The sequence below is a fragment of the Candidatus Nitrotoga arctica genome, from assembly GCF_918378365.1.
GTDB classification, from domain to species: Bacteria; Pseudomonadota; Gammaproteobacteria; order Burkholderiales; family Gallionellaceae; genus Nitrotoga; species Nitrotoga arctica.
This window is the reverse complement of sequence record NZ_OU912926.1, coordinates 1256703-1281289: the sequence shown is the minus strand read 5'-3', so window position 1 is coordinate 1281289 and position 24587 is coordinate 1256703. Positions and strand designations below refer to the sequence as shown.

Here is a 24587-nt window from a genome sequence, read left to right as displayed (position 1 = left end):
TTTATCTTCCTGACGGCGGTTCGTTGGTCGCCAGCCAGTAGACACCCAAGCGCACGACGGTCTCGGCAAAGTCGGCGAAATCCACCGGCTTCCTGACAAAACTGTTGGCACGGTTTTCGTAGCTCTTCAGACGGTCATGCTCTTCGTCGGAGGAAGTCAGGATGACCACCGGTAGCAGTTCGGTGCGACTGTCTGCGCGCAACCGTGCCAGCACTTCCAAGCCGGATAAACGCGGCAGACTAATATCGAGCAGAACTATGGTGGGGAGGCAGAAAGCTTCGCGGTCGGTAAATTCGCCTTCTCGAAATAGATAATCCAACGCCTGCTGACCATCCCGTACTACGTCTATGCGGTTAGCCAGATTGGCGCGGCGTAATGCGCGCAGGGTAAGCATTTCGTCCTGGGAATTATCTTCCACCAGCAGGATGGTTTTAGTATTCATTATTAAATCTCCTTTTTATCTTGTGCCGAATCCGCGGGCGTGTCTGACAACGTAAAACAAAATATCGCGCCCTTGCCCGGCTCTCCTCGTGCCTCAATAGCTCCAGCATGGCGGTTCACAATACGCTGTACGGTAGCCAAGCCGATACCGATACCGGGAAACTCGTCCTGACGATGCAGGCGCTGAAAGGGCTTGAATAAGCGGTTGGCGTGAGCCATGTCGAAACCGGCACCATTGTCGGCAACGCAGAAGAGGCGTGCATTATCCCGTTCTTCGGCGTACATGCGGATACTCGGCTCCGCGACGTGTGCTGTGTATTTCCAAGCATTGCCCAGTAAGTTACGCATTATCACTTCGATCATACGCGCATCACCGCGCGCCTGAAGTTCGGCTTCCACCTCCACCGTCACCTGCCGTTCGGGGTCGCTTTGCGCCAGTTCGACCAGCAAGCGTTTTGACAGGGCGGAGATGTCCACCAAATCATATTGTAATCCGCCGCGCGTACTGCGCGAAAGGGTGAGCAGACCGTCGACCAAGTCGTTCATCTTGCGGCTGGCGAGGTTGATCTGATCCAGGAAAACCAGTGCTTCGCCCTGTAACTGGCCGCCGTAATCCTCTCGTAAGGCCTGGCTGAAACCACTCATAGCCCGCAGCGGCGCGCGTAGATCGTGCGCGACAGCATAAGCAAAGGTATCTAATTCGCGATTGGCAGCGGTCAGTTCGGCGGTGCGTTCGGCCACGCGCTGTTCCAGGTCGACGTTGAGACGAGAGATTTCTTCTTCAGCCAGTTTGCGCTCGGTAATGTCCTGCACCGTGCCCTGCAAGTTCACGATGTTTCCATCGGCATCGCGGATTGCTTCGCCACGAGCAGCAATCCAGCGGCGGGGGCAGCCAGGGGGGCGCACCACCTCCGCATCACATTCGTAGGGAACGCCTTCCGCCAGGCCCTTCTCCACGGCGGCGGAAAGAGTTGCCCAACTTTCTGGGGTGAAGTACTTCTGAACCTCCGGGTAAATGGCCGGAGGCAAGGCCGGGTCGCGACCGTAGATGCGATAAATCTCCTCCGACCAGACATGCGTATCGCTCTGGATATCCCAGGCCCAGTTACCAACGCTGGCCAGTCGTTGCGCTTCTTTCAGCTTCTGGTAAAGCTGGAAGGTCTTTTCGTTGGCTGACTCGGCCATAGATAAGGCCTCGTTGGCTCGGTGCTTTGAGCGCTGCAGCTGATCGAAAAAGAAGCTGAAGAGAAAGCCAGTAAAAATAAAAATTACGATGGAAAAGAGAGATGCGGGATTGTCCAGCGGAAACGAAAAGGCAGGGGGTATAAAGATATACCAAGCCAGGAGTGTGCCAATGACTGTCGCAGCTAGACCGCCGAGCAGACCACCGACCCAGGCGCTGAGAAATACTGTGGGAATAAAGAGAAACCAGACGTAAGGCTTGAGGATATCCCAAAGAAGCCATTGCACGGCACAAGCGACGAAGGGTAGCAAGACGGCGAGAGTCAGACGTGCGTTCATTGCAACTCGCTTCTCTTCGATTGCGACGCCGATGCGACGAATTGATCTTCAAATACATCAAACTCCATTTGCGCACTGAACTTTTCATCGGCAACTCCGTGAATGCCGTGACGACGCAAATCTCGTGCGCCGCCACTTATATACTCGTTTTTATTGTCAATAAGGGGCTCCAACTTGATACCTCACACTACGCTCGATGCAAATTTTATTGATGCCTGACTTTGAGAATACTCAACTATTCCAAAGCTTCGCCAAAGGTAGCTAGACTTCCAGACCACTTGACTTTCCTGAGCAATTAAATTAATTATTTTTTAAACAGTCGCCTAATTAAAAGTTAATCTTCGGTTAGGCATTACATCGGCTTAGATGGAATAAACTTAAGGAGGTCTTAATTATTAATTTTATTTATGCACACCATATTTTATAAAACATTCATAAAATCATTGTAATAATGATATATTTTATGAATATCCTTTCCTTTTATGTTACTACGGACATTTAGGACTTATCCGTAAATAATATTAACCGGCAGCATAATCTTGCGCAGGGCGATAATGGTTGCGGCAAGGTGATTGAGAGCCAGGAAGGTGTGTTCCAACTTCTCGTAGCGCACCAGTAACTTTCTGAATCTGTTGAACCAGCCATGGCAGGCCTCCACCACCCAGCGGCGGGCCTTCTTCTTCGAATCGCGTTTTTTCTGATCAGCCTCGCTTTTACGGCCCACCATGAGCGATGTAGCCGTAGGCCAGGATGATGCTCATGGCGTTCTTGCCTCGATATCCAGCGTGGGCGCACAGATGCCTGGAGCGCCGCTTGTGCGGCGATGGGCACTTGACCACGATGGCACCCAATACCGCCACAAGCTGCGTCACGTCGTGCGCGTTGACCCCTGTCACGACGAGCGATAAGGGGACGCCACGTCCGTCCACCAGCAGGTGGCGCTTGCTGCCTTTTTTCCCCCGATCCGTCGGGTTTCGTCCCACCGCCTCTTGGGCCAGGGGCGCCTTGAACATCGCCCCATCAATGCTTTGCCATCGCCAGGCGATGCTCTCAAGGTCGTCGTACTCGGCAAGACCGGCCTTCCACAGCGCCTCGAAGAACCCAGCCTTGGACCACTGTGTGATTGATCTATATCACATTGTTTAATAATTATATTAGGCTGGTAGCCTAGTACAAATAGATGCTAAATGTGATAATACCGGACACTGTTCCATACCTCACAAATGGCGCTGCTCGGTTATTTAGTAGTAGAGATATTGTAAATTTGGAAAGCTGCGTCAAATAATATCGCATCATGCAGGGGGGTCTATAGTCGGCCAATTTAAAACTTGAAACCGTCCTGCCTGAATTTGTCCAACTCACCTAACCTTATAATAATGAACAGAGTGAACCGCTCACTATTTGATGATCGGCTCAATAAATATGAAAAAGGTAAGGATTTCTAATTTCCTCCTCGGTACCTTATGGACCGGTTGGCGCCTCTGGATTGTATGGTCAATCTGTGTCAGTGTATTTTTTCTTATGATTGCGTTTCGGATAGTAACTTACGCCGAGTTCGATTTTGTATCCTTAGCAGTGCTGCCGGTACTTGTAATTACATGGATAGGTGGGAAAAGGAATGGTTTGTTTATGGCTGTTCTTGCATCTACGATATCTCTCGTGGGCGATATTGCTTCAGAGCGACAATACAGCGCCCAGTGGATTCCATGGGTAAACGCATTAACCCACTTAATGACCTACAGTTTGGTAGCTCTTCTTGCCAATCAGGTTCGTCTGCAATTTGAAAGAGAACATGAACGCGCGACCCGAGATGCCCTGACTGGGCTTTATAACAGACGTGCCTTTCTCGAGGCTGGGGCCTCCGAAGTTGAGCGCACGAAGCGCTATGCACACCCATTGGCCGTTATTATTCTGGATTTGGACGACTTTAAACAGCTTAACGACACCAAAGGCCATGATGCGGGGGACGCGGCACTTCGAGCGACAGCCATAGCGCTACGCAGTATCTCGCGCTCTAGCGATCGAGTCGCGCGATTGGGTGGTGACGAATTTGCCGTTCTGCTCTTAGAAATTGGATACGAAGCAGCTGTCGAGGCAGGTCGGAAAATTTCCACTGCAGTAGACACCGCTCTTCAAGGCTTCCCGCCAGTAAAGGGTAGCATCGGGATAGCATGGTTCAGCGAAGCTGATCGTTCGTTCCCTGCAATGCTTAAAGCTGCCGATGAATTAATGTATGAGGTCAAGAAAAGCGGTAAAAACAATGTGCGTTCACGACATTTTCCTGAGACAAACAGGTCAGACTCTAAAAGGTAACTCTCTTTCAGCGCCGCGATCGACGACTGGCCTTACCTGCATCACATTCGGAAGCATATCAAGAGCAGCGTTCTAACCAAGATACCAGCTTCCATTGCAAGTGCGCGACCATTTTGAAATCAAAACCAGGAGTGGACGTGTCGCCACGCAAGTGATGCAAACCAATCGTGCCTCTGCTCTTGCAGTGAAAGCGAGACAAAGCCATTTTGCGACGTTAGCCATGTGCCCGTCGGATTCACGTCCACTTGAAATTTGGAGGTCAACGAAGTGAGCAACACGCATATCAGCAAACTGGATCCACCGGTACATAGTGGATCTGACCACACGCTGGGTGATCCCAGTGCTGAAATCACGCTCGTGGAATACGGCAGCTACAACTGTTCGTACTGTCAGGCCGCACATGATGTTGTTGCCAATTTGCGGGATCGATTTGACGGACGGATGCGCTATGTGTTCCGCCATCGACCTATTCTCGGCAATAACAAGGCACGTCAAGCCGCCGAGCTGGCCGAATACGCTCACGAAACCACAAATCGATATTGGGAAACGCACGATGCACTGATGAAACTCGGGCCCTCGCTCGAGCACATTGATTTTGAAACCTTAGCTACCCAACTTGACCTGCCTCCGCGTGACGCATCCACGCAAGAGGCTTGGAACCGAGCGCAAGCGAAAGTCGAGGCGGATATCGCCAGCAGCAAACGTAGCGGCGCGCCCGTATCACCAACTTTTTTCATCAATAGTCGGCGCTACGAAGGGCCATGGGACGAAAATACACTGGCCGAAGCCATTCTTGGATCGCTCGGTCACCGGGTGCAGACTATAGCTCTGGACTTTGCGCGATGGGCTCCGTCGACTGGTTTGCTGCTCCTGGCGATGACGATCCTGGCCGTTGTTACAGTAAATTCGCCGCTCGGTCCTATGTTCGAAGCATTGTGGAACATTCCAATCGGTCTGACGGAGGGAGACGTGGCGTTTCGGCTACCGTTGCGCGAATGGATCAACGATTGTTTGCTGACGATCTTCTTCTTGGTTGTTGGGCTGGAGATCAAGCGCGAATTAACGGTCGGCCGCCTTGCTGCGCGGCGCGCGGCGGCGCTGCCGTTGGCTGCAGCTCTCGGGGGCATGACAGTCCCTGCAATCATTTATCTACTGCTGGTACCGGCTGGACCACTGGCCAGTGGATGGGCAATCCCGACTACCACGGATACCGCCTTTGCTGTGGCCCTGATTGCCCTACTGGGAAGACGCGTGCCCGTCGAACTCAGGGTATTCCTGACGGCGGCAGTGGTGGTTGATGATCTTGTTGCCATTGTGCTCGTTACGGCGTTCTATTCCGGGCACATCGATCCGTTCAATGCAGCCGCCGCAGTTATTATTACCGGGCTGTTGGTTCTGCTCAACCGTGGTGGCGTCTACCGCGCGCTTCCCTACGCGCTACTGGGGATCCTTTTATGGATATTCCTGCATGCCGCCGGGCTGCACGCCACCCTCGCAGGAGTGATCGTTGCAGTCCTTACGCCAACCCGCCCCCCCGCGAATCTAACGGCATTAATGGCACAGGCCGAATCGGTACTCCACGCCGAACTGCGCAGTTCGGAAGAGAGAGTCCTGCGACACGGGCCATCGGAGTCATCAATGCGCGCCCTCGATGCCATTCACGACCGGATCGAATCCCCGGCCGACAAGCTACTACGGGCGGTGGAACCGTGGTCCAGCTACTTGGTGCTACCCTTATTTGCGCTCGCCAATGCGGGCCTCGTTCTTTCCATGGAAGTCGTCGACGGACGAGAGTTCTTGATCCTTGCCATCATGCTGGGGCTGGTCGTGGGTAAGCCGCTTGGCATGGTCGCGGCAGCCGCGATCGCGGTTCGAATGGGATGGGCCGTCAAACCCGATGCCTATTCCTGGCGGCAGATGATCGGCGCCGCTGCACTTGCCGGCATTGGATTTACGATGTCGCTTTACATCGCTGCGAAGGCATTTCCGCATGCCCCGGACTTCGCGGCTGCAAAAATCGGAGTGTTCCTTGCGTCCATTCTTGCGGGCGCGCTGGGAGTTTTTTTACTCTGGCAGCAAGGCAAACGAATGATAAAACATTCCTGAGCAGCAACGAGCTCAATCCATCTGCAGAAGCAGGATGAACGATCCCCCGGGCCGCAGGTACAGCCCGTTTCCCTGCTTCAGTCCAGAAACTTTCGCGCCGCCACCGCGTAAGTGGTCTCGGCGTAACGTACGTAGTCCTCATCAATCATGCCACCATGCACAATGGTGAAATCGGTGCGCCATTCATCCCACCACAGGTGCGCCCACAAATGCATTGAATACATGCCTGAAAAATCCTCGTCAAGCCCCTCAAACAGAGTATGCACGCCCACCGGGTCGGCGCCGTGCCGGTGGAAGCAGCGCTTGGGCAGCACGCGCACTGCATCCGGTATCTGCTGCCGTACTCGCGTCGCCTCCTGGCAGGAGTGACGACTCCAGGTGCCGTCGAACACCCGGTACATATTCTCCAGCCAGCGCGCCAAATAGGCTGATTCCGGCCGCGCCAGCATTAGCGCATTACACAGCGAGCGTTTCATCGGATCGTGCTCCGCTAACTCATCCTGCTCCGCACCGATAACAAACTGCTCGCGATAGAATTCGTCCGGCATCGGCTGTAGGAATAGCGTGTCCATGTCCGCATACACCCCGCCCCAAGTCTGCAGCACCTTCATGCGAATGAAGTCTGATTCATGAGCGTAATCGAGGTTGCGCTGGCGGATGATGCGTCCCTCCGGCGTGTTGGCATAGCGGGTGGTATCACGAACGAATGGCTCCGGATCGACACGATGCAGCACCAGGTGCGGCTGGATCCGATCCCACCAATACCCCCAAGGCTCGTTAAGATAGTGGAAGTGGATTGCCTCGGGCTGATTGACCTGCCGGCATGATTCCAGACACAGGTAGTGCAGCAGATGAAATGGCTCGTCCTGCGATCGCAGCCCGAATACAAAATGGAAGATGCGCGGTATTTCAGTCATCCAGACTCGCCAGTAAATGTTCGGTCATTCGCCCCATCGATAGCCTCTGACGCAGCGCTTCGGCAGCCTGCGTGGCGTGCGTCATGGCGGTTGGCAGATCACGGTGCAGACCGCGCATCAATTCAGCAGCATGCGCCAGGTCGGCCTGCGCCCATCGCTGCGAAGCAAGGAAACTGGCCTGCTGCGGCCATGGCGTCACCTGCGTCAGCCGATAATTCACCAACCACGGCCACTCACTACCGAGGTAATCGAGCTGACCGCTCCATCCGGTCATCAGTACCGGGCGGCTGCGCACCAGTGCCTCGCAGCCGCCCATGCCCCAACCTTCACCGCGTGTCAGCGAAACAAACACGTCGCCGGCGCGGTGCAGGTCTTCGATCTGTTCGCCAGACAGGTTATCCCCGATTACACGGATCGACGGCAGGCGGGCGTCGCGACCGCGCGCGGCGCGCTGATGCCATTTCGCAAGCAACTCCGCCACCGGCGCAGCAGTGTAGGACGGCGGCGCACCGATACCTCGTGGCGAGGTCTTTAACAGCAACAACACGTCATCCGCATCGGAAAAAGCGCACGCAAAGGCGCTCAGAAGGTCGTAAACGCCCTTGCGCGGCTCCCAAGTGTTGATCGAATAGAATACCGTGGTGTGCGGACCAATGCCAAGCCCGGCACGTATCTGTCTACGATGCTCGTCCGACACCGGCGGCGGCACCTCGCGCAGCATAGGTGGCACCACACGCACCGGCACCACAACGCCACAACGCTCGCACACCTCGCGGTTCATGCTGCTGAGCACCAGCACGCGCTCGGCCAGATTGAGCAGCGAAGGCCAGTGCGGCGGCAAACGATCGGTTTCCCATGCGGTGAAACCGACATTGCGCCGCCCCGGTTCGAAATACACCGGCCAATATTCCGGTGGCAAATGCACCAGTACCGTATCGTAATCGCAAGGCCTGCAACAGCGCTCGACAAGCTGCCGCAGATCGGCATGTATCGGATCATTCGACAATGCTGGAAAAAAATCGAGTGCATCCATGCCAAGATCTGCGCGCCATGGCATGTAGCCATCTGGCCCGGAACACAGCGGCATCCATTCAACCGATACCTGCTGCGCCACCAGACCGCGCAGATAATCTAGCGCCGACAGCGCATAACCCGATGTGCCCGACCAGGAAATCAGTTTTATGCCGCGCATCAGACCTCCAGACCCATGTGAACGCACGTCCAGCGCCCCAAATCCTGTACTGCCCAATACCGGCGAGCAGTCGCACGAGCCTCTTCGGAAATGGATTGCATGAGTTTCGCATCCTGGCGCAGCAGCGCAATGCGCTCGCAGATAGTAGTCTCATCTCCGGCGGCGACTAGAAAGCCATTACGACCATCCATGATCAACTCGGCACCCGGCAGCCCATCCGCGCAAATCAGCGGACAACCTGCTGCCAGCGCGCCAGCAACGAAGCCAAGCGCTGCCTCACCACTTGCCAGCGGTGCGCGTCGAAGCACCAGGCAGTCGATGTTGGCGAAAAAATCTTCCTGCGAAGCATCGAAGCCATGCAACTGCAGCCCCGACGGCAGCGCAGATGGCGGAAAATGTCGCAGCAGAGGCGTGCCACCATGCACACTTACCGACAGTCTGCTGGCCAGCAGACGACGGATCAGTACTGCATCAAGCGGATGCAGGCCATCAACCTCACAACTACCGCGCAGCCCTACCCGAAAAGGAATCCCGGGCGACGGGCGCGCGATCTCAAATGCAGCTGGCGGCAGCGTCGGCCGCAAAACAAAACCAGGTAAACCGACCTGTCGCGCAGTGATATCGTCGGGATAGACGAGGCCAATTCCGCCAGGCACTGCATGAGCGATTTCGAACAGCATGGCTGGACAATCCCGGGTAACTCGCATCAGTACCTGTGTGCACAGTTGCGAATCCAGGAGGGGAGGTAGAACCTCGGGCACCCCATCAATCACCAGCACACCGCCCTGTTCCGGCCACGTCGAAAGCGCGACATCCGGCAGTCCCTCTATATCGCTCTGGAAGAAATGTACCCTGCCCTGCCAACCATTGAAATCAACTTCAACAAGCGGCAGATGCACATTGCAGCGCAGCACCAGCATAGCCTGCGCAGATTCCAGCGCAAGACGCACGCCATCTGATGACAAAAGACGTCCAGAAACACGCAGTGCTTCGCGCAACAGTTGCGCTTCGGCGATGCGGCGCCGTCGGTAATTCAATTGGCGATGAAAGTTCGTGATAACCGGATCGGTGGTAGCCGCTAGGGCAACATCGGCATAACGCGCAGCCTCGTCAAGCGCACCCTGATCATAGGCCAACAGCGCCAACGCATGATTTACCATCGGCTGGCCCGATAGCAGCGCATTGGCCGCTGCCAGATATTCGCCGGCGGCTGGCAGCTCGCCACATCGGTACTGCTCGATACCGGCCACCTGTAGCCGGTCGCATTCCGCCTGCAACGACTGGTTTGCAGCCGCCAGCTCAAGCCGTGCACTTTGATGTCCGCAACAATGTTTGTAACGTGCACCGCTGCCACAGGAACAAAGCTCGTTTCGGCCAATGCGTCCACCACCCGCACCATTTCCAGGAAAAGTCTGGCGGCTGATGATCAGACGTCGCAAACGGGTGATTTCGGCATCCACCACCTGCATCTGCTTTGACAGCGCTGGACGCGCTTCTTCCAAGCATGACAGTGCGTCCTCTAGCGAACCCTGTGCCTCCCAAAGCCGTGCCAGCGACAGTATGAATTCCGGGCAGCTGCGATTATGCGAAACGGCCGATTCATAAAGCCGGCGCGCACTAAAAACATGGCCTTCCGCGAGATAGCTGCGCCCAAGATGGAATTCAATATTCGGCTCCTCCGGATAGCGCCCCAGCAGCGCCCGCATTGCCGGACGCAGTTCAGCACGCTCCCCATCGTGAAAGCGCGCAAGCAGATCATGCACCAGTGCGGTGTACTCGCGCCACAGCGTCGAACTACAGGGCTGCCAGCGCTGACGCACGCGTTTCGAGTAGTGTCCGGCACGTGCCGAATCGGCGTTCAAGCCGATGCTGCAGCCGGATGTTCCGGCCTCGATGAAGTAGTACTGCGTCGGCACTTCGATGCGCTCTATGCGCACATGTGGCGCGAGCTGGAGCCAGAAATCCCAGTCCTCGAAGACTTCCAGGCTCTCATCGAAACGGCAGCCAAGTTCAATCACACGACGGTGAAACAGCACCGAGATTGCCGGGATCAGATTGAAGAACTGAAACATCAGCGTATTGAACGGATTGCACTGTCTTCGGCAAAGACGGTGATAACGATCAACCAACCACAGACCGGCATATACCAAGTCTGGATGATCCGGCTCGAGTATGCGGCGAACCAACAGCGCAACGTGTTCGGGATCAAACAGGTCGTCGTCATCCAGGAAACCGAGGTATTCGCCAGTGGCCGCTTCGAGACCGAAATTTGCCGCCGCCGAGCGCTTCAGTGGACGTCCAGCACACACCAATCGAAATCGCACATCTGCCGCAATTGTTGCCGGCAATGGCGGATGACGCCCACCGGTGGCATCCACCACCACCACTTCGAGCTTGCTATAGGACTGCGCGGCCAGCGAACTCAGGGCATCAGCCAGACAGTTACGGCCCATGCTGCGCACGACGATTGATACTCGCGGCTCGCTGCATGACGGTGTGCGTCCGGAGCGCTGCCGCGACGGGTCGATAAATCGATCGGGCAGTGGTACTGGCTGCGGACGCCGATAAGCGGCCAAGTTGCCCGCCTGCTCCAACGCAACAGCGTAATTCAGGATCGGCAACCGACGACCAAGCAGTTGCAAGTAGTTTGCATAAGCATGACGGCCCGCAAACTCACTGGCAGCGTTGTAGATGCCCAGAAAATGCTGGTAGTGGAAAGTATTACCGCCGTGAATGGTATAGCAGTACAGCTCTGGCGCATTCATCAGCACCACGCGCTTGTCTGCAATGATCTGCCCGGTGAGCACGCTGTCCTCGCCTCGCCGCTGGTCCGGATAGGTCGGCACTGCCGTACGCTGCGCCAGCATGCTGCCTTCCCATATGCGCTCGCCGGACACTGCAATGCGACGCTCAGCCGGCCACCACAAGGTCCATCGACGCAAGAAGCAGGCTTGCGCCCCGCTCGTCTGCAGAGCCTCCACCTGCCAGGCGATGCGGCGCGCATCATACAGATCATCGTCATCCCACTGGCACACCAGGTCGCCGCGCGATTCGGCCAGCGCGCGATTGCGCAGGCTACCTAGACTTCCTTGGCTTGCCGGCAACATCACGTGTCGGATCAGCGGGTCATCCATAACCGCCAGAAACTCCCTCAGCTCAGATGCCGGGTTGTCATCGATGATTACCAGTTCACGCCGCCGGTAGGTCTGCCGACGGAAACACTCAATAGCATGACGCGCCGGCAACAGTCGACCGCGACTGACCATCAGGCAGGATACCAGTGGCCCCTCCAGTGCAACAGGTGATGGCACCAGCACAACGTCTTGCGGATTGGATTCTGGCTCCAGCAATTTCAATACAAGACGGTCGCCCGATGCAGGCCATTGAGATGCGTGATCAGCGATCGGTGAAAGTGCGCATGATGCGTTCATTTGAATTTCTTACAAAACATCCACTATCTGATTTTTTATGCAGGTGGGGGAACAGCCGACAATTTATAAGGATGACGCGGTTATCGAAAGCCGCTCCATGACATGAAGATGTACCAGGCTTCTAACAATAAGCCCTGAGCGAATTTATATTGCAGGTTCTTGTGCAAGAATCACACTGAACAACTAAGCTCGCCAGAATACCAGCATTCTGGCGAGGGCTGGATCAAACTAACCAATACCACGCATTGCCAATGCGGGATGTTACATTTTATATTTTTCTCGAAACCAGTAAATATATTAACATTTCTTATAGTCAATGAGTTGGCGCTCTAACCTTCATAACGAAGCTAGCAGAAATACTATCAAGATAAAATGGATTAAAAGTTGTAAGCCCGTTCGCCGTGACTTGTAGTATCCAACCCCTCGCGCTCCTCTTCTTGCTTCACACGCAAACCGATGGTCATATCCACAATCTTGTAGCAAACAAAGGCAACCACACCAGACCAGATGATCGTGGTCAGCACGGCTTGCGCTTGTATCCACACCTGTCCGCTGATAGTAGTGTCAACGATAGTATTATTGACATAATCCACGATACCGGTGCCACCCATGCTCCAGGTGTTGAACACGCCGGTGAGTAACGCGCCCAAGATTCCACCGATACCGTGGATGCCGAACACATCCAGCGCGTCATCTGCCCCCAGCAATTTCTTCAGACCGGTTACGCCCCAGAAACAAGCCACGCCAGCCAGTGCACCGATAATTAGTCCGCCGCCTACACCCACCCAGCCGCAGGCGGGAGTGATGGCAACCAGGCCAGCGACCGCTCCGGAAACCGCCCCCAGCACGGATGGCTTGCCTTTCAATAACTGTTCAGCCAGCGTCCATGTGAGTGCGGCGGCTGCAGTAGCAACCAATGTATTGACAAAGGCCAATGTGGCCGTACCGGATGCCTCTAAAGCCGAGCCCGCATTGAAGCCGAACCAGCCAACCCACAGCAGAGAGCCGCCTATCATGGTCATGACCATGTTGTGCGGTGCCATTGGTTCTTTACCATAGCCGATGCGCTTGCCAACCATGAATGCACCGACCAAACCCGCAACAGCCGCGTTGATATGCACCACGGTGCCGCCTGCAAAATCCAATGCGCCCTTCTGGAACAGCCATCCTGCCGCTGCCGTTGCAGTATCCCCCGCAGCCTGAGTGGTGTAGGCATCCGGCCCCATCCAGAACCACACCATGTGTGCAATCGGCAAATACGCGAAGGTAAACCACAATGCAGAGAACAACAGCACAGCGGAGAACTTCATCCGTTCAGCGAAAGCACCCACGATCAATGCAACGGCGATAGCGGCGAAGGTGGCCTGAAAGACCACGAAAGCGAATTCAGGAATCACCACGCCCTTACTGAAGGTTGCTGCATTGGCGACACTGCCGGTGACCGGATCAAAGATGCCCTTCAGGAACAGCCTGTCAAATCCGCCGATAAATGCATTGCCCTGCGTGAACGCCAGCGAATAGCCATAGATGGCCCACAGCACGATGATCAGCGCGAAAATGGCAAACACCTGCATCAGGATGGACAACATGTTCTTGCTGCGCACCAGGCCGCCGTAGAACAGGGCAAGACCCGGGATGGACATCATGATGACCAGCAGGGTGGCGGTCAGCATCCACGCCGTATCACCCTTGTTGGGCGTGGGCGCGACAGCGTGTGTGGCTACCGCTTGGACGGGCTTAACTGCATCAATTGCCGTAGCAGTCTGGACTGTGGCTGTTGTCGATACTGCTGCTGGGGCGACCTCCTCCGCAAATGCTGGGACTACCAGACCATACAACATACCCAGAAACGCAAAAAGCACAAACAGTTTTTTCATATCGTTCTCCTTACAAGGCTTCTGCGCCAAATTCGCTGGTGCGAATGCGAATGCTTTGTTCAATGTTGTGGACGAATATCTTGCCGTCACCAATATTGCCGGTGTGTGCAGATTTTTCGATGGCTTCGAGCACCAGCTCTAACATGTCCTTTTTTATAGCCACTTCCAACTTGACCTTGGGCAGAAAGTCCACCACGTATTCCGCACCGCGATACAGCTCAGTATGGCCTTTTTGCCGGCCAAAACCTTTCACTTCCGTAACGGTGATACCCAGTACACCAATCGCAGTCAGAGCCTCACGTACTTCGTCGAGTTTGAACGGCTTGATGATTGCAGTAACCATTTTCATAATTATTACTCCTCATGTGTATTGGTGCATAAATCGCGACAATCAGAATCCCCTGTAAATGATCCAACGATGCTTCCCTTATGAGAAATCATAATTTCACTGTGAGCGCTATGTTTGAAAAAATCAGGTTTCGCCCCAATCCTAAAATTGCTAAATCAGAAAGAGAGTAATTAGGGCCATTGAATCCATTGCCTGGGTTATTGCGTTGTAAGTGACTCTCTTATGGATAAGCGAATTCATCGGTCAGTGCTGCGAAATAGGTTGAACAAAGCTCCTAGAACAACAATGAGCAATTAAAATTTATGTATTCGCTTCTTTCTAAAACTGAAAACGATAACACCTCAGTCAATTTAAAGCAGTTTCCGTGCCAATATAATTTAATTAATAAAAACAATATATTGTCATATGTTATAAAAATAGAAGGACTTTCCTATGCACCAATTTATGCGCTGCAAATATGCGATGCACCAATTGAGTGAAATAGTAAGGAACGAACTTGATTGCTTTTCTATTTCCCGGACTATTGAAGCGCTGCGCGCGCAGATGGAGTTTACCTACCTCAAAGGCGCTGAAATTTTCCAGAACCCGCTAAATCTTTGCACGTGAGCTAGTGACAGGCAAATAAGAATGATCGGGGCGTATTACCGCAGGCCATACCACACGGGGCACATGTATGCCTCAATGAGGCTCTCGGGCGGAGAAAACTCAATCTGGGTGGCAAAACAGATGGGGCATGTCGACGGGACCATGATTGCCAAACTATATGGCAAATGGATACCGAACGCACAGCCTGATGATGCAGGAAATAAAGCTCGTTGCAGTTTTTGGTAAGACTACAACAAGCACCTGACCTCATGTGGGTGGTAATGGAATCTGCATTTTATCCACGGAGCCACCGCTGAACGCCCCATCATCCCAACGTTGGACAACAGCCACAGCCTGGCAGAACGCCATTCTGCTAGACTGCGAATGCGCTCCTGCTGCGCATCCGACAGCGCAGTTTGTGTGTTGAGGATTTCCAGGATGTCAGCGGCACCTTTTCCATATTTTCGCTGCGAAGTACTCAAAGACTCTTGCGCAGCACTGAGCAATTTTCTGATGCCTGCAAATTCTGCAAGGAAGCTGCATCTGCATACGCTTTGACGACTTCCATCAGGATGGTGTGTTCAGTATCCTGCAATTCGGCTTCACGTTGCTCTACCTTAGCTTCAGCACCGCGTATCTTGTAAGTGCGCGAGAACCCGTCGAAGAAAGGAATGGAGAGAGAAATGCCAATGCTACTTACCCGTGATTGAATTTGTGGCAGACCTTGCCTTGGGTAGCCATTCTGGTAACTGCTGACTGAGAAATCCATAGTCGGCAAACCGTCTGAACGCGTCACAATAATTCTTTGTTTTGCAGATTCCCATTGGGCACGCGCCGCCATAATCGCAGGGGGTATTTTCTCGGCAATGTCCAACCAAGCTTCCAGATTTCTCGAATCCAACACTTCTTTATCCATCAAATCATCGGCTAGGATAACGCGCGTTTGCGGGGACACGCCGAGCGTATACACCAACACCGATAGTGCCTTCTGATAACCACCGATTGCGCGATTTTTTTCGAGGGATGCCTTGGCTAAAGCCGTAGTGGCTTGCAGCGTATCACTACGTGATACGGCACCACGCACTTCCCGTCGTTGCGCGCTCTCAAATGTGCTTTTAGCAATCGCCTCATTCTGCTTTTTTGCTTGTAACGTGGCCTTCTCCATTTGAGCATCGAAATAAGCCTGAATTACCGCAACTATTGACCCGGCCATTAAATAGTTTCAAGCGGCATATTTTACGCGTGGGTCTTGAAAGTAAGAAGCGACGCGTCTAGGGTTGCTCTCCAGCATTGTCATGTGATCGTTGGCAGCGGCACGCAATTTCTCCTTGGTACGCACCTGCACTTTCGATCCGATAGCCTGCTTCAAGTCTGAATTCAACCGCTCTTCCGGATTCAATTCCGGACTGTAGCTGGGCAAATAGAAGCATTCGATTTTTTCCTTGTTTTTTTCCAGCCAAGCCTTCACGGGTTTGCTGTGGTGCACTCTCAAATTATCCAGAATCAAGAACACTTTTCTCCCCGCATCCTTGATCAGTAGTTCAAGGAATTCAATGAGCCGATCCGAGTCGAAATTTCCGTCGATAATCTGCCAACGTGCACAGCCTTTGTTGGTTACAGTGGCAATCATCGATAGCCGCTGCCGCGTACCGGGTGCATAGGCCACCGGCGTTTTTCCCTTAGGCGCAAAACCACGCCCGCGTACATCGGTATTAACCAGTGCCGTCTCATCACCCCAGTGAATTTCTCCGCCCTCGGTACGGGCGCGCCTGGCAATCTCCGGATACTGCTCGTCGAGCCATTGCTTTACCGCCTCCGGTCGCTGTTCGTACGCTTTCTTGATTGGCTTTTGGGGTGTAAATCCCCAACGTTTGAGATAATGCCCTACCGTCCGGATCGGCATGGAAATATGGTACTCCTGCTTGATTAACTGACTTACCGCGGCACGATTCCACAACGCAAAATCCATTTTCATCTGCTCAGGGCGTTTCTCGCAAATGAACTGTTGCAATAGCCGCTCTTGTTCTTCGGACAGGCTGCGGTTCTCACCTGCACGACGGCCTCGCTTTCCGGGTTTTATTCCAGCCGTGCCGCCTGTTTCATAGAGTCGAATGATCTTCCTTACAGCGGGGTAGCTCAACTCCGAAACTTGAGCTATTTGCGCGGGGGTGCCACCACGCTTATGTAGCCGGATAACTTGCCTGCGGCGTTCATGCAGTGCTTCGTCTTTGAGGGTTCTGGCGTCTATTTTTTCCATGCAACTATGGCATGCAAAATCACCAAAAGTTCAAACTATTTAATGGCCGGATCTATAATGCCTTTTGCAACGATGCATCGTGATTCGCAATCGCAGCGACCAATAGGCTATTGGCTGATTCTCGGTTGGCTTCTCTGCCGCCAAAATCGAAGAGGCGCCAAGCCAAGGTACCCGAGATCGCGTATCCATTCGTTGTCGTGGCAGGGAGATTCAATCCTGGATTACTGGTATGAGTTTTCAGAAGACTCGTCGTACCCGGCAGGGTCGGCAGATAGGCGGCGCGCGCTTCGCCTAGAGCGCCAGCCTGTACTTTTATCGCGGCCCAGACTGCCTTGATCTGCGGGTTGCTACACAAGGCCAGATCGACGGCTTCTGCCAACGCCAACGGACTAGAAAAATTTTTACTGATCGGGCATGGCACCGGTTGGCTATCACCGGGCAGCAACACACCAGACTTGATCATCAGCGGAACAGTTTGCAACGGATCGATAAACGGTGCAGCAAGATCGAAAGCGAACGCGGGTAGCATAATAACCATCAACACGGCTCCGATGACATTTCGCAGACAGGTGACAGTGCAACCAATTTGGTTGCTTTGCTGTCCATCAATTTCCGTGTTGATCAAATTTTCTGGATTTATTTGGTGCCTAACGCTCATTGAGACTTTCCCGCTTATGCCGCATCAAGGGGCTCAGAACATATTCAATAATGCGCCGCTCGCCCGTCTTGATTTCCAAGTTGACTGACATGCCAGCGGACAAGGGCATTTCTTTACCTTCAACGGCAATCGTCGCCTTATCCAGCGTGATTTTGGTTGAGTAGATCGATCCCTTCTTCTCGTCCGCAATGGCGTCACGCGAGACATGTATGACCTTTCCAGTGACGGTGCCGTATTTGGTGTATTCGAAGGCATCGATCTTGATCTCGGCAGTGTGCCCCTCCTGAACAAACCCCACATCCTTGTTTTCGAGAAAGGTCTCCACTTCGACTCGGGTTTCTTTTGGAACAATCTGCATCAAAGGCTTGGCAGCAGACACCACGCCGCCGACTGTATGGACATCCAGTTGTTGCACCGTCCCATCCACGGGTGCTGTAAGCCTCAAGAGCTTGCTATGGGCATCCGAGCGCAAAGCGTCTTGTTGGTAAGCGGCCGCTGCCTTATTCCCTTCGGTCATTTGATCATAAGCTGCTGACGGGATAATTACCAAAAGCGAATCCAAAGCTTTCGGGGCAAAGAAATTTCAAGAAATGGATGCGAATGGTGATGGTCAACTCAGCTCCGAAGAAATGAAAGCTTCATATAAGAAAATGATGAGCGAAAAGAGTACTAAGGAGACGCTGATTAATTCAAAATTTCGCGGAATTTCGCGCGTAACCAATTGATTCTTAAATATGTTAAATTTTTAAACGCGAATTAATCAGCGCTTCCCTAGAATGAGCGATAGCGATATGGATTCCAATAAGGCACGTTCCAAACAGGACAGCGCCAATCCCAAGCGCGAAGCTAGGTCTGCCGATAGCTCCAACAACTCGTGCTGTTGGACTCCAAATTCCGGCAATTGAAGTATTTACACCCGCTTCGGCAGATTTGTTACTCCATTGCAAACTGGAGAAGAGTGAGGCTTAAATTATTGCAGATTGCTTAGACCCATTACTATTCTCGTACCACAACAACGAAGAAATAATGCGTAGATTTTTCTTAGAGGCTGCGATTTCATGATTTAAGATGGCAATAGACTTACTCGCGCCTTGCTTGAGCTAAAAATACTCTGGAATTCTGGCATACATAACAGCGAAATAAATTACCGAACTTACTTAGCACCTCCTAATCAAATCGTCTTCGGGCGGTTTCTCTTCGCCCAAATTTGAGCGTGTGGCATTCAATATCGTAAAATAAAACCTACCTCTATCTATTCTTACCCCTCACAGGGAAGTGACCTCAACAACAACGAAAGAAACCTACATGGACGTTCAGAATGAACTGAATAACGAATTTAGAGATGCTCTAAAAGAATTGTTATCCTTCACCAAGGAAACAAGCGATCTCGTAAATGAATATAAAAAACAATCTATTCGAAATCACGAAAGAAATACGCTCTTATTTACTGCTGCTTTTAGAGAGATTTACCATCTTAATCCTGAATCGAAGCAACGCATCCAATTATTTATTGATGAAATTCTCTCGGATAATGACGACCCTGAGTTCACCTTAAACGTCGTTAAGGACGCCCAGGAAGTTTTAAAGGCCCGCTGAACGCACTATAGTTTCCTAGCATATCCATTGAATTTCAAAATTCAATTCTTTCAAATCCACTACCAGCTCATCACTCGTATTTGATTGAGCTGGTTCCCAATTTATTGGTGTCGTAAAATAACATCAATCTTTCTAGCAAACTATATTAGTTTGTAGCTCAAAATTGAAAACTAGACCGTCCAGCTCGGATTATTTACGAACTTTCAGTGCGCTTGTAATTATACTATCAACTCCTCTCGTCACACGTTGCCTAAAAAGAGTCACACTATGTGTTGGCGGGACCCATACGCAGTAAACATAGCTATGGTGTAACGACTTTGACAACGAGTTTATTGAGTCCCCATAAATACAAATGCCACACCATCATTTTCGATAACGGCAAAATAATTTGCTGAGTATGAAAGCATCGCAGCAGAGCTACAGGCTTCAATTTATTTCGCGCATCCATACAGTTCCTGAAAGCGAGGACTAAAAATAGTCATGGAGTATTCCGGCAGTAGTTTCCCAAGAACATGAAGTTAACTGATATTACCGAGGAGCAAGTGCAGCGGGCGGCAGAGTGACTCAACCAGCCACGCCGGTGCTGGGTTAGATCACCGCATGAAGTACTTACTCGGGATAAAAATGCGCTGCACCCAGCCACCTTAGCTGTTGCACTTCGAACTGAATCCGCAGAATATAGTTCTAAGGTTATGCATTGCAATTTATCTCAGAGTTTGTAAGTTCTTGATGGGCTACACTATAGCCACCCCCAGCTGCTAAACGACAAGACAATTAATGAAACCACTTCTACTTTCTATCCTTATTGCGGTATTGCTGACTACTAGTACTACGTGGGCTGGGCAATATGAAGATTACAATGCCGCTCATACTGCGTATAAGAAAGGCGACTACAAAAAAGCTTTTAAATTGTACCGTTTATATGAATCTCAGGGAAATACAGATTATCGAAACGCTATAGGCATGATGTATCTGATGGGAAAGGGCGTTAAGCAGGACTATGGTCAAGCATTGCTCTGGTTCAGAAAAGCAGCAGCGCAAGGGGATCCAGATGCCCAATTGAATCTCGGCGACATGTATAACAAGGGGAAAGGTGTTGCAAAGGACGACACCGAAGCACTTAAGTGGTGGCGGCTGGCGGCAGTACAGAAAGTAGCAATTGCCCAATTCAATCTCGGTGTGAAGTATTCGAAGGGGTATGGTGTTAAACAAGACTACATAGAAGCCGTGAAGTGGTATCGTCTGTCCGCAATGCAAGGGTACGCAAAGGCCCAATATAACCTTGGCTTGTTATATAACAAAGGTGAGGGCGTTGCCCAGGACTACTCAGCAGCACTCAGTTGGTATCGCCAAGCAGCAACGCAAGGGTACGCTAAAGCCCAATACAATCTTGGCTTGATGCATGACAACGGGCAGGGTGTTACGGATGAGGTCTCAGAAGCAGTGAAGTGGTATCGTCTGGCAGCGGCGCAAGGTTATGCAGATGCACAATTGAATCTTGGTGTGATGTATAACGAAGGTAAGGGCGTTGCCCAGGACTACGCAGAAGCAGTCAAGTTGTATCGATTAGTAGCAGTCCAAAGGGTTGCAATTGCACAATACGATCTTGGTGTGATGTATGACAATGGTCACGGTGTTACGCAGGACTACACAGAAGCAGTGAAGTGGTATCGCCTGGCAGCGGCGCAAGGTTATGCAGATGCACAATTGAATCTTGGCGACCTGTATTACGATGGGAAAGGCGTAACGCAGAATTATGGTGAAGCACTCCGTTGGTATCGACTAGCTGCAGCGCAGGGGGATATAAATGCGCGATACAGCCTTGGCTTTATGTATGAATATGGTCACGGTATTACGCAGGACTACACAGAAGCAGCAAAATGGTATCGTCTGGCAGCAGCGCAAGGTCATGCAGATGCACAATTAAATCTTGGCGACTTGTATTCCGAAGGAAAAGGTGTTGCGCAGGAGTACGCAGAAGCAGTCAAGTGGTATCGATTGGCAGCCGCACAAGGGGATGCAAGTGCGCAAAACAATCTCGGCACCATGTATGACAATGGGCGTGGGGTTGCGCAGGACTATATTCTGGCATACATGTGGTTCAATCTTGGCGGTGCATTGGGCGATTCAAATGCAATGGAGAATCGCAATCTCGTAGCAAAAAAAATGTCAGCTCAGCAAATTTCAAAAGCACAGAAAATGACAAGTGACTGTCAGCAGAAAAACTTCATAGGATGCGATTGAATAAATTATGAGCTCGATGCAGTTTGAGAATAACTCGTTTACGATACCTATGAAGGATGCCGCATAATTGGCGCGGTAAGAAATACGGAATATAGGGACAATGTTAAGAAGGACCTTACGCCTTAATCTGAACTAGTCTCAATCTGATCTGACATTTTTCCCTGGCCAGGTGTTGGCCTTGATTTTGGTGCCTCTCCAGTCGCAGAGGCGCGCTGCCGCTACTTCCTGAATCTGACCCTGATAAAACTTTTACAGCCAACACGACGCAGGCGCGGCAGGGCAGCTTGATCAGCCTTCATGCAAGCCATGGGCTTGGTTAATGACCCTATCCATGGGTGCAATGCGCGAATGACCGTGCTCGCGGTAAATTCGGCCTTCCACCCGCCCGTGTTGAAGTCTACTCGCACCCAATAGGCATCTAGTTGGTTTGATGCTTCCCCCCATTTCTCTCCAACCACTTCAAGCTTGAATCCACCCTTCTAACCTTGAGATCAATTACTTCGCCTAGTTGCTGCAAATATATTGCACTGAGCCGGGTCGCCGGTTTCCATCCCACGCTTAAACCAGGCGACACGTTGTGTCGATGATCCGTGAGTAAAGGTCTCAGGCACGGCATACCCAAGTGCTTTCTTTTGGAGAGTATCATCTCCAATCGCGGTGGCAGCCGCAATAGCTTGCTCAATTTCACCGGGTTCGAGAATATGTTTCTGACTATCCGTGCGCCGCGCCCAAACTCCGGCATAACAGTCTGCCTGTAGCTCCAGTTTTACGCTCGCAGCATTCGCCTCCGCTTTGCTTGATGCCCGCTGTTTGGCGGCATTTACCTTAGCGGAAATTCCTAGAAGGTTCTGGACGTGGTGGCCGACCTCATGCGCCAGCACATAGGCCTCAGCAAATTCACCCGGCGCATGAAAACGATTTTGAAGTTCCGAGAAGAACGATAGATCGATATAGATTTTGCTGTCCAACGGGCAGTAAAACGGTCCCATGGCAGCGGCACCGTTGCCGCATGCAGTTGTTGTGCTACCGGTAAAAAGCACTAGCTTCGGCTTGCGGTATTCCTTGCCCTTTGCCGCAAATGCTTCACCCCATGTATCTTCCGTTTCCGCTAGAATCTTCGACACAAAAACGGCTGTCTTGTCATTTGCTGCAGGCTTGTGCGCGCTAACCTGCTGAACAGGGGCCGTCTGCTCCATCAAGCCCAACAAAGTGGCCGGGTTTATGCCGGTTAAATAACTTCCAATCAAGGCAAGAAAGACGCTACCAATACCAATCCCTTTAATAAGCCCGCCACCGCCACGACGATCCTCAATATTTTCACTTTCTCTTTCATTGTCTAGCAGCATGATTTATCAGCGTCCAAATTTTTGGTGGTTATTTCATGAAATGGATTATAACTATGCACGTAGCAAACGGGTTGGGCGACAAACTGGTTCGTCGCTGAATTTCGCTCAGGGTGAGATGTTCACGAAAATGCATCCGCCTTATCTTTGCGTATACGACCTTGGTAATCACCTTTGTTTACTTACGCTTAAAAATTAAGCAGGATACGTAGATTATGTGGTCAAAAATCCACCAACACAACTATCGTTTAATCGTCATATTTAAACTGGAGACTACAGCCACCATTTGGTACACTTTTGGCGACATCACATTGCAGAAATACCTAACCGGTTTAACAGCAATCGTGACTCGGCGAACGGCGCTGTGTTGTGATCGGGGAAGTAGGATTTTCAACTACAATTGCATCGCCACGGTGCGTGGCGTATTCTTTAGCTAATCCAAACAATAGAAATAGAAGTCGAGTTATGCCGAATCAAATCGCTCTCATTGAACAAGTGCGGAGCACTCTCGTCGACCTAGCCATCAAGTTTGGTTGCCGCATTTGACATCTCCATTGCGCAACAGCAGCTTTATCAAGCTGCTAATTTTCCGCTTTCAGATTTCGCTGGCCTACCAGATGATCGCTGTGGTTGTCGGCTGGCACATCTATCAATTAACGCACGACCCTTTTGCGCTGGGTCTGGTCGGATTGGCGGAAGTCATTCCCTACTTTTGTTGTGCGCTATTCGCGGGTTATGTCGTAGACCATCACTCCCGACGAATGTTTGGTGTGCTGGCAAGCATCGTGCTAAGTTGCAATGCGCTGGTGCTCGTGTTTATAGCCAGCGGCGGGATAGCGGGCGACACGGTAATGTGGATCTATGCATCTATCGCCGCTGGTGGCATCGCCCGCGCCTTCATCGGGCCTTCTTACAACGCACTGCTTGCTCTGACTTTGCCGCGTGAGCACTATGCGCGTGCCGCCGGTATCAGTAGTTCGGTTTTTCAGTCTGCGATGGTGCTTGGTCCTGCGTTGGGCGGGATACTGGTTGGTTGGGCCAGCCTTACTACCGCTTACATGGTGGCTTCGATCCTCAGCATCAGTGCCGCCGCTTCTTTATTCATGCTGCGCATCGCAGAGCCACCGAGAGCTGTGAGCGCACCGGTATTTTCCAGCATTGCGGAGGGGCTGCGCTTTGTGTTCAGCAACCAGATCATTCTGGGCGCGCAAGTGTTGGACATGTTCGCTGTGTTATTCGGCGGCGCGGTCGCTATGTTGCCAGTATTTATCCACGATGTTTTCCATTATGGTCCGGAAGGCTTAGGCATCCTGCGCGCAGCACCTGCAATAGGCGCAATCGCCACCGGCGTCCTACTTGCACGCTATCCCGTGAACCAGAATGCGGGCAGGATATTGTTGGCAGCTGTGGCCGGGTTTGGTGTATGCATCATTTTGTTCGCCCTCACCAGCCATTTTTGGGTGGCGGCCCTCTTGCTAATGCTCTCTGGCATGTGCGATGGGGTCTCGATGGTGCTGCGTACCACTATTATGCAGCTAATGACGCCAGACGCTATGCGCGGTCGTGTTTCTGCGATCAACGGCATTTTTATCGGCTCGTCCAACGAGTTGGGCGCTTTCGAATCAGGTTTGGCTGCCCGGGTGATGGGATTAGTTCCCTCTGTAATATTTGGCGGGGTAATGTCTTTGGCTATCGTCGCAGCGACGGCGCGTCTGGCACCTAAATTGCGCAAATTGAATCTACAACAGTTACGCTAG

General features: G+C 52.2%; 19 protein-coding genes and 2 pseudogenes. 7 read left to right on the top strand and 14 right to left on the bottom strand.

Annotated elements, in window-relative coordinates; translation table 11 throughout:
- Window position 1 precedes the first annotated feature (1 nt).
- The 3 genes and pseudogenes from MKZ32_RS05765 to MKZ32_RS05755 form a co-directional block, all read right to left on the bottom strand.
- On the bottom strand, window positions 2-442 hold the full coding sequence (locus tag MKZ32_RS05765) for a response regulator (RefSeq protein ID WP_239796390.1): 441 nt from the start codon (window positions 440-442) through the stop codon (window positions 2-4).
- Window positions 443-444: 2 nt separating this feature from the next.
- Complete coding sequence (locus MKZ32_RS05760) at window positions 445-1962, bottom strand: sensor histidine kinase (RefSeq protein ID WP_239796389.1); 1518 nt, start codon at window positions 1960-1962, stop codon at window positions 445-447.
- 505 nt (window positions 1963-2467) lie between these two features.
- Window positions 2468-3077 (bottom strand): annotated as a pseudogene (locus MKZ32_RS05755) (IS5 family transposase); the annotation flags it as partial.
- Window positions 3078-3591: 514 nt separating this feature from the next.
- On the opposite strand from MKZ32_RS05755, the gene MKZ32_RS05750 reads away from it, so the two are divergent.
- The 3 genes and pseudogenes from MKZ32_RS05750 to nhaA all read left to right on the top strand — a co-directional run bounded on the left by MKZ32_RS05750 (window position 3592) and on the right by nhaA (window position 6381).
- Complete coding sequence (locus MKZ32_RS05750; RefSeq protein WP_239796388.1) at window positions 3592-4275, top strand: GGDEF domain-containing protein; 684 nt, start codon at window positions 3592-3594, stop codon at window positions 4273-4275.
- 141 nt (window positions 4276-4416) lie between these two features.
- A pseudogene (locus MKZ32_RS15670) lies at window positions 4417-4524 on the top strand (CDGSH iron-sulfur domain-containing protein); the annotation flags it as partial.
- Window positions 4525-4542: 18 nt separating this feature from the next.
- A complete protein-coding gene (gene nhaA, locus MKZ32_RS05745) occupies window positions 4543-6381 on the top strand; it encodes a Na+/H+ antiporter NhaA (protein ID WP_239796387.1) in 1839 nt (612 codons plus the stop codon).
- Window positions 6382-6458: 77 nt separating this feature from the next.
- On the opposite strand, the gene MKZ32_RS05740 is transcribed toward nhaA, so the two are convergent.
- The 10 genes from MKZ32_RS05740 to MKZ32_RS05700 all read right to left on the bottom strand — a co-directional run bounded on the left by MKZ32_RS05740 (window position 6459) and on the right by MKZ32_RS05700 (window position 18164).
- On the bottom strand, window positions 6459-7298 hold the full coding sequence (locus MKZ32_RS05740) for a glycosyltransferase (protein WP_239796386.1): 840 nt from the start codon (window positions 7296-7298) through the stop codon (window positions 6459-6461).
- Window positions 7291-8490 (bottom strand): glycosyltransferase family protein, encoded by a 1200-nt coding sequence (locus tag MKZ32_RS05735; protein ID WP_239796385.1) that lies wholly within the window; start codon window positions 8488-8490, stop codon window positions 7291-7293. The genes MKZ32_RS05740 and MKZ32_RS05735 overlap by 8 nt, the downstream gene beginning before the upstream one ends.
- Window positions 8490-11921 (bottom strand): glycosyltransferase, encoded by a 3432-nt coding sequence (locus tag MKZ32_RS05730; protein ID WP_239796384.1) that lies wholly within the window; start codon window positions 11919-11921, stop codon window positions 8490-8492. The genes MKZ32_RS05735 and MKZ32_RS05730 overlap by 1 nt, the downstream gene beginning before the upstream one ends.
- Before the next feature lie 377 nt (window positions 11922-12298).
- Window positions 12299-13798 carry an ammonium transporter gene (locus MKZ32_RS05725; RefSeq protein WP_275584260.1) on the bottom strand — a complete coding sequence of 500 codons (1500 nt, stop codon included), beginning with the start codon at window positions 13796-13798 and terminating at the stop codon, window positions 12299-12301.
- Between the two features lie 10 nt (window positions 13799-13808).
- Entirely contained in the window at window positions 13809-14147 is a 339-nt protein-coding gene (locus MKZ32_RS05720) for a P-II family nitrogen regulator (protein WP_239796383.1), read from the bottom strand.
- 833 nt (window positions 14148-14980) lie between these two features.
- Window positions 14981-15214, bottom strand: a complete 234-nt coding sequence (locus MKZ32_RS15425; RefSeq protein ID WP_275584259.1) for a hypothetical protein — start codon at window positions 15212-15214, stop codon at window positions 14981-14983.
- Window positions 15211-15945, bottom strand: coding sequence for a TolC family protein (locus MKZ32_RS05715; RefSeq protein ID WP_275584258.1), 735 nt, complete (start codon window positions 15943-15945; stop codon window positions 15211-15213). Before MKZ32_RS05715 ends, MKZ32_RS15425 begins: the two co-directional genes overlap by 4 nt.
- A 9-nt stretch (window positions 15946-15954) precedes the next feature.
- Entirely contained in the window at window positions 15955-16989 is a 1035-nt protein-coding gene (locus MKZ32_RS05710; protein ID WP_239796382.1) for an IS630 family transposase, read from the bottom strand.
- A 52-nt stretch (window positions 16990-17041) separates the two neighbouring features.
- A complete protein-coding gene (locus MKZ32_RS05705; protein ID WP_239796381.1) occupies window positions 17042-17647 on the bottom strand; it encodes a TolC family protein in 606 nt (201 codons plus the stop codon).
- Window positions 17637-18164 (bottom strand): HlyD family type I secretion periplasmic adaptor subunit, encoded by a 528-nt coding sequence (locus tag MKZ32_RS05700; protein WP_239796380.1) that lies wholly within the window; start codon window positions 18162-18164, stop codon window positions 17637-17639. Before MKZ32_RS05700 ends, MKZ32_RS05705 begins: the two co-directional genes overlap by 11 nt.
- A 22-nt stretch (window positions 18165-18186) precedes the next feature.
- On the opposite strand from MKZ32_RS05700, the gene MKZ32_RS15665 reads away from it, so the two are divergent.
- From MKZ32_RS15665 to MKZ32_RS15420, 3 genes are all read left to right on the top strand, one after another.
- Window positions 18187-18372 carry an EF-hand domain-containing protein gene (locus MKZ32_RS15665; RefSeq protein WP_420887760.1) on the top strand — a complete coding sequence of 62 codons (186 nt, stop codon included), beginning with the start codon at window positions 18187-18189 and terminating at the stop codon, window positions 18370-18372.
- Between the two features lie 580 nt (window positions 18373-18952).
- On the top strand, window positions 18953-19243 hold the full coding sequence (locus MKZ32_RS05695) for a hypothetical protein (protein ID WP_239796379.1): 291 nt from the start codon (window positions 18953-18955) through the stop codon (window positions 19241-19243).
- Between the two features lie 777 nt (window positions 19244-20020).
- The gene (locus MKZ32_RS15420) at window positions 20021-21487 is read left to right on the top strand and encodes a tetratricopeptide repeat protein (RefSeq protein WP_275584257.1); all 1467 of its coding nucleotides are present in this window, start codon (window positions 20021-20023) and stop codon (window positions 21485-21487) included.
- Window positions 21488-21978: 491 nt separating this feature from the next.
- On the opposite strand, the gene ypfJ is transcribed toward MKZ32_RS15420, so the two are convergent.
- Window positions 21979-22833, bottom strand: a complete 855-nt coding sequence (ypfJ, locus tag MKZ32_RS05680; protein WP_239796378.1) for a KPN_02809 family neutral zinc metallopeptidase — start codon at window positions 22831-22833, stop codon at window positions 21979-21981.
- Window positions 22834-23384: 551 nt separating this feature from the next.
- Between ypfJ and MKZ32_RS05675 the strand changes: the two genes are divergently transcribed.
- Window positions 23385-24587, top strand: a complete 1203-nt coding sequence (locus tag MKZ32_RS05675) for an MFS transporter (RefSeq protein WP_239796377.1) — start codon at window positions 23385-23387, stop codon at window positions 24585-24587.

Bases quoted from the DNA above. Each gene is read 5' to 3' on its own strand.
- MKZ32_RS05765 (WP_239796390.1), bottom strand. From the start codon at position 442: ATGAATACTAAAACCATCCTGCTGGTGGAAGATAATTCCCAGGACGAA.
- MKZ32_RS05760 (WP_239796389.1), bottom strand. From the start codon at position 1,962: ATGAACGCACGTCTGACTCTCGCCGTCTTGCTACCCTTCGTCGCTTGT.
- MKZ32_RS05750 (WP_239796388.1), top strand. From the start codon at position 3,592: ATGGCTGTTCTTGCATCTACGATATCTCTCGTGGGCGATATTGCTTCA.
- MKZ32_RS05740 (WP_239796386.1), bottom strand. From the start codon at position 7,298: ATGACTGAAATACCGCGCATCTTCCATTTTGTATTCGGGCTGCGATCG.
- MKZ32_RS05735 (WP_239796385.1), bottom strand. From the start codon at position 8,490: ATGCGCGGCATAAAACTGATTTCCTGGTCGGGCACATCGGGTTATGCG.
- MKZ32_RS05730 (WP_239796384.1), bottom strand. From the start codon at position 11,921: ATGAACGCATCATGCGCACTTTCACCGATCGCTGATCACGCATCTCAA.
- MKZ32_RS05725 (WP_275584260.1), bottom strand. From the start codon at position 13,798: ATGAAAAAACTGTTTGTGCTTTTTGCGTTTCTGGGTATGTTGTATGGT.
- MKZ32_RS05720 (WP_239796383.1), bottom strand. From the start codon at position 14,147: ATGAAAATGGTTACTGCAATCATCAAGCCGTTCAAACTCGACGAAGTA.
- MKZ32_RS05715 (WP_275584258.1), bottom strand. From the start codon at position 15,945: ATGGCCGGGTCAATAGTTGCGGTAATTCAGGCTTATTTCGATGCTCAA.
- MKZ32_RS05710 (WP_239796382.1), bottom strand. From the start codon at position 16,989: ATGGAAAAAATAGACGCCAGAACCCTCAAAGACGAAGCACTGCATGAA.
- MKZ32_RS05705 (WP_239796381.1), bottom strand. From the start codon at position 17,647: ATGAGCGTTAGGCACCAAATAAATCCAGAAAATTTGATCAACACGGAA.
- MKZ32_RS05700 (WP_239796380.1), bottom strand. From the start codon at position 18,164: ATGACCGAAGGGAATAAGGCAGCGGCCGCTTACCAACAAGACGCTTTG.
- MKZ32_RS05695 (WP_239796379.1), top strand. From the start codon at position 18,953: ATGGACGTTCAGAATGAACTGAATAACGAATTTAGAGATGCTCTAAAA.
- MKZ32_RS15420 (WP_275584257.1), top strand. From the start codon at position 20,021: ATGAAACCACTTCTACTTTCTATCCTTATTGCGGTATTGCTGACTACT.
- ypfJ (WP_239796378.1), bottom strand. From the start codon at position 22,833: ATGCTGCTAGACAATGAAAGAGAAAGTGAAAATATTGAGGATCGTCGT.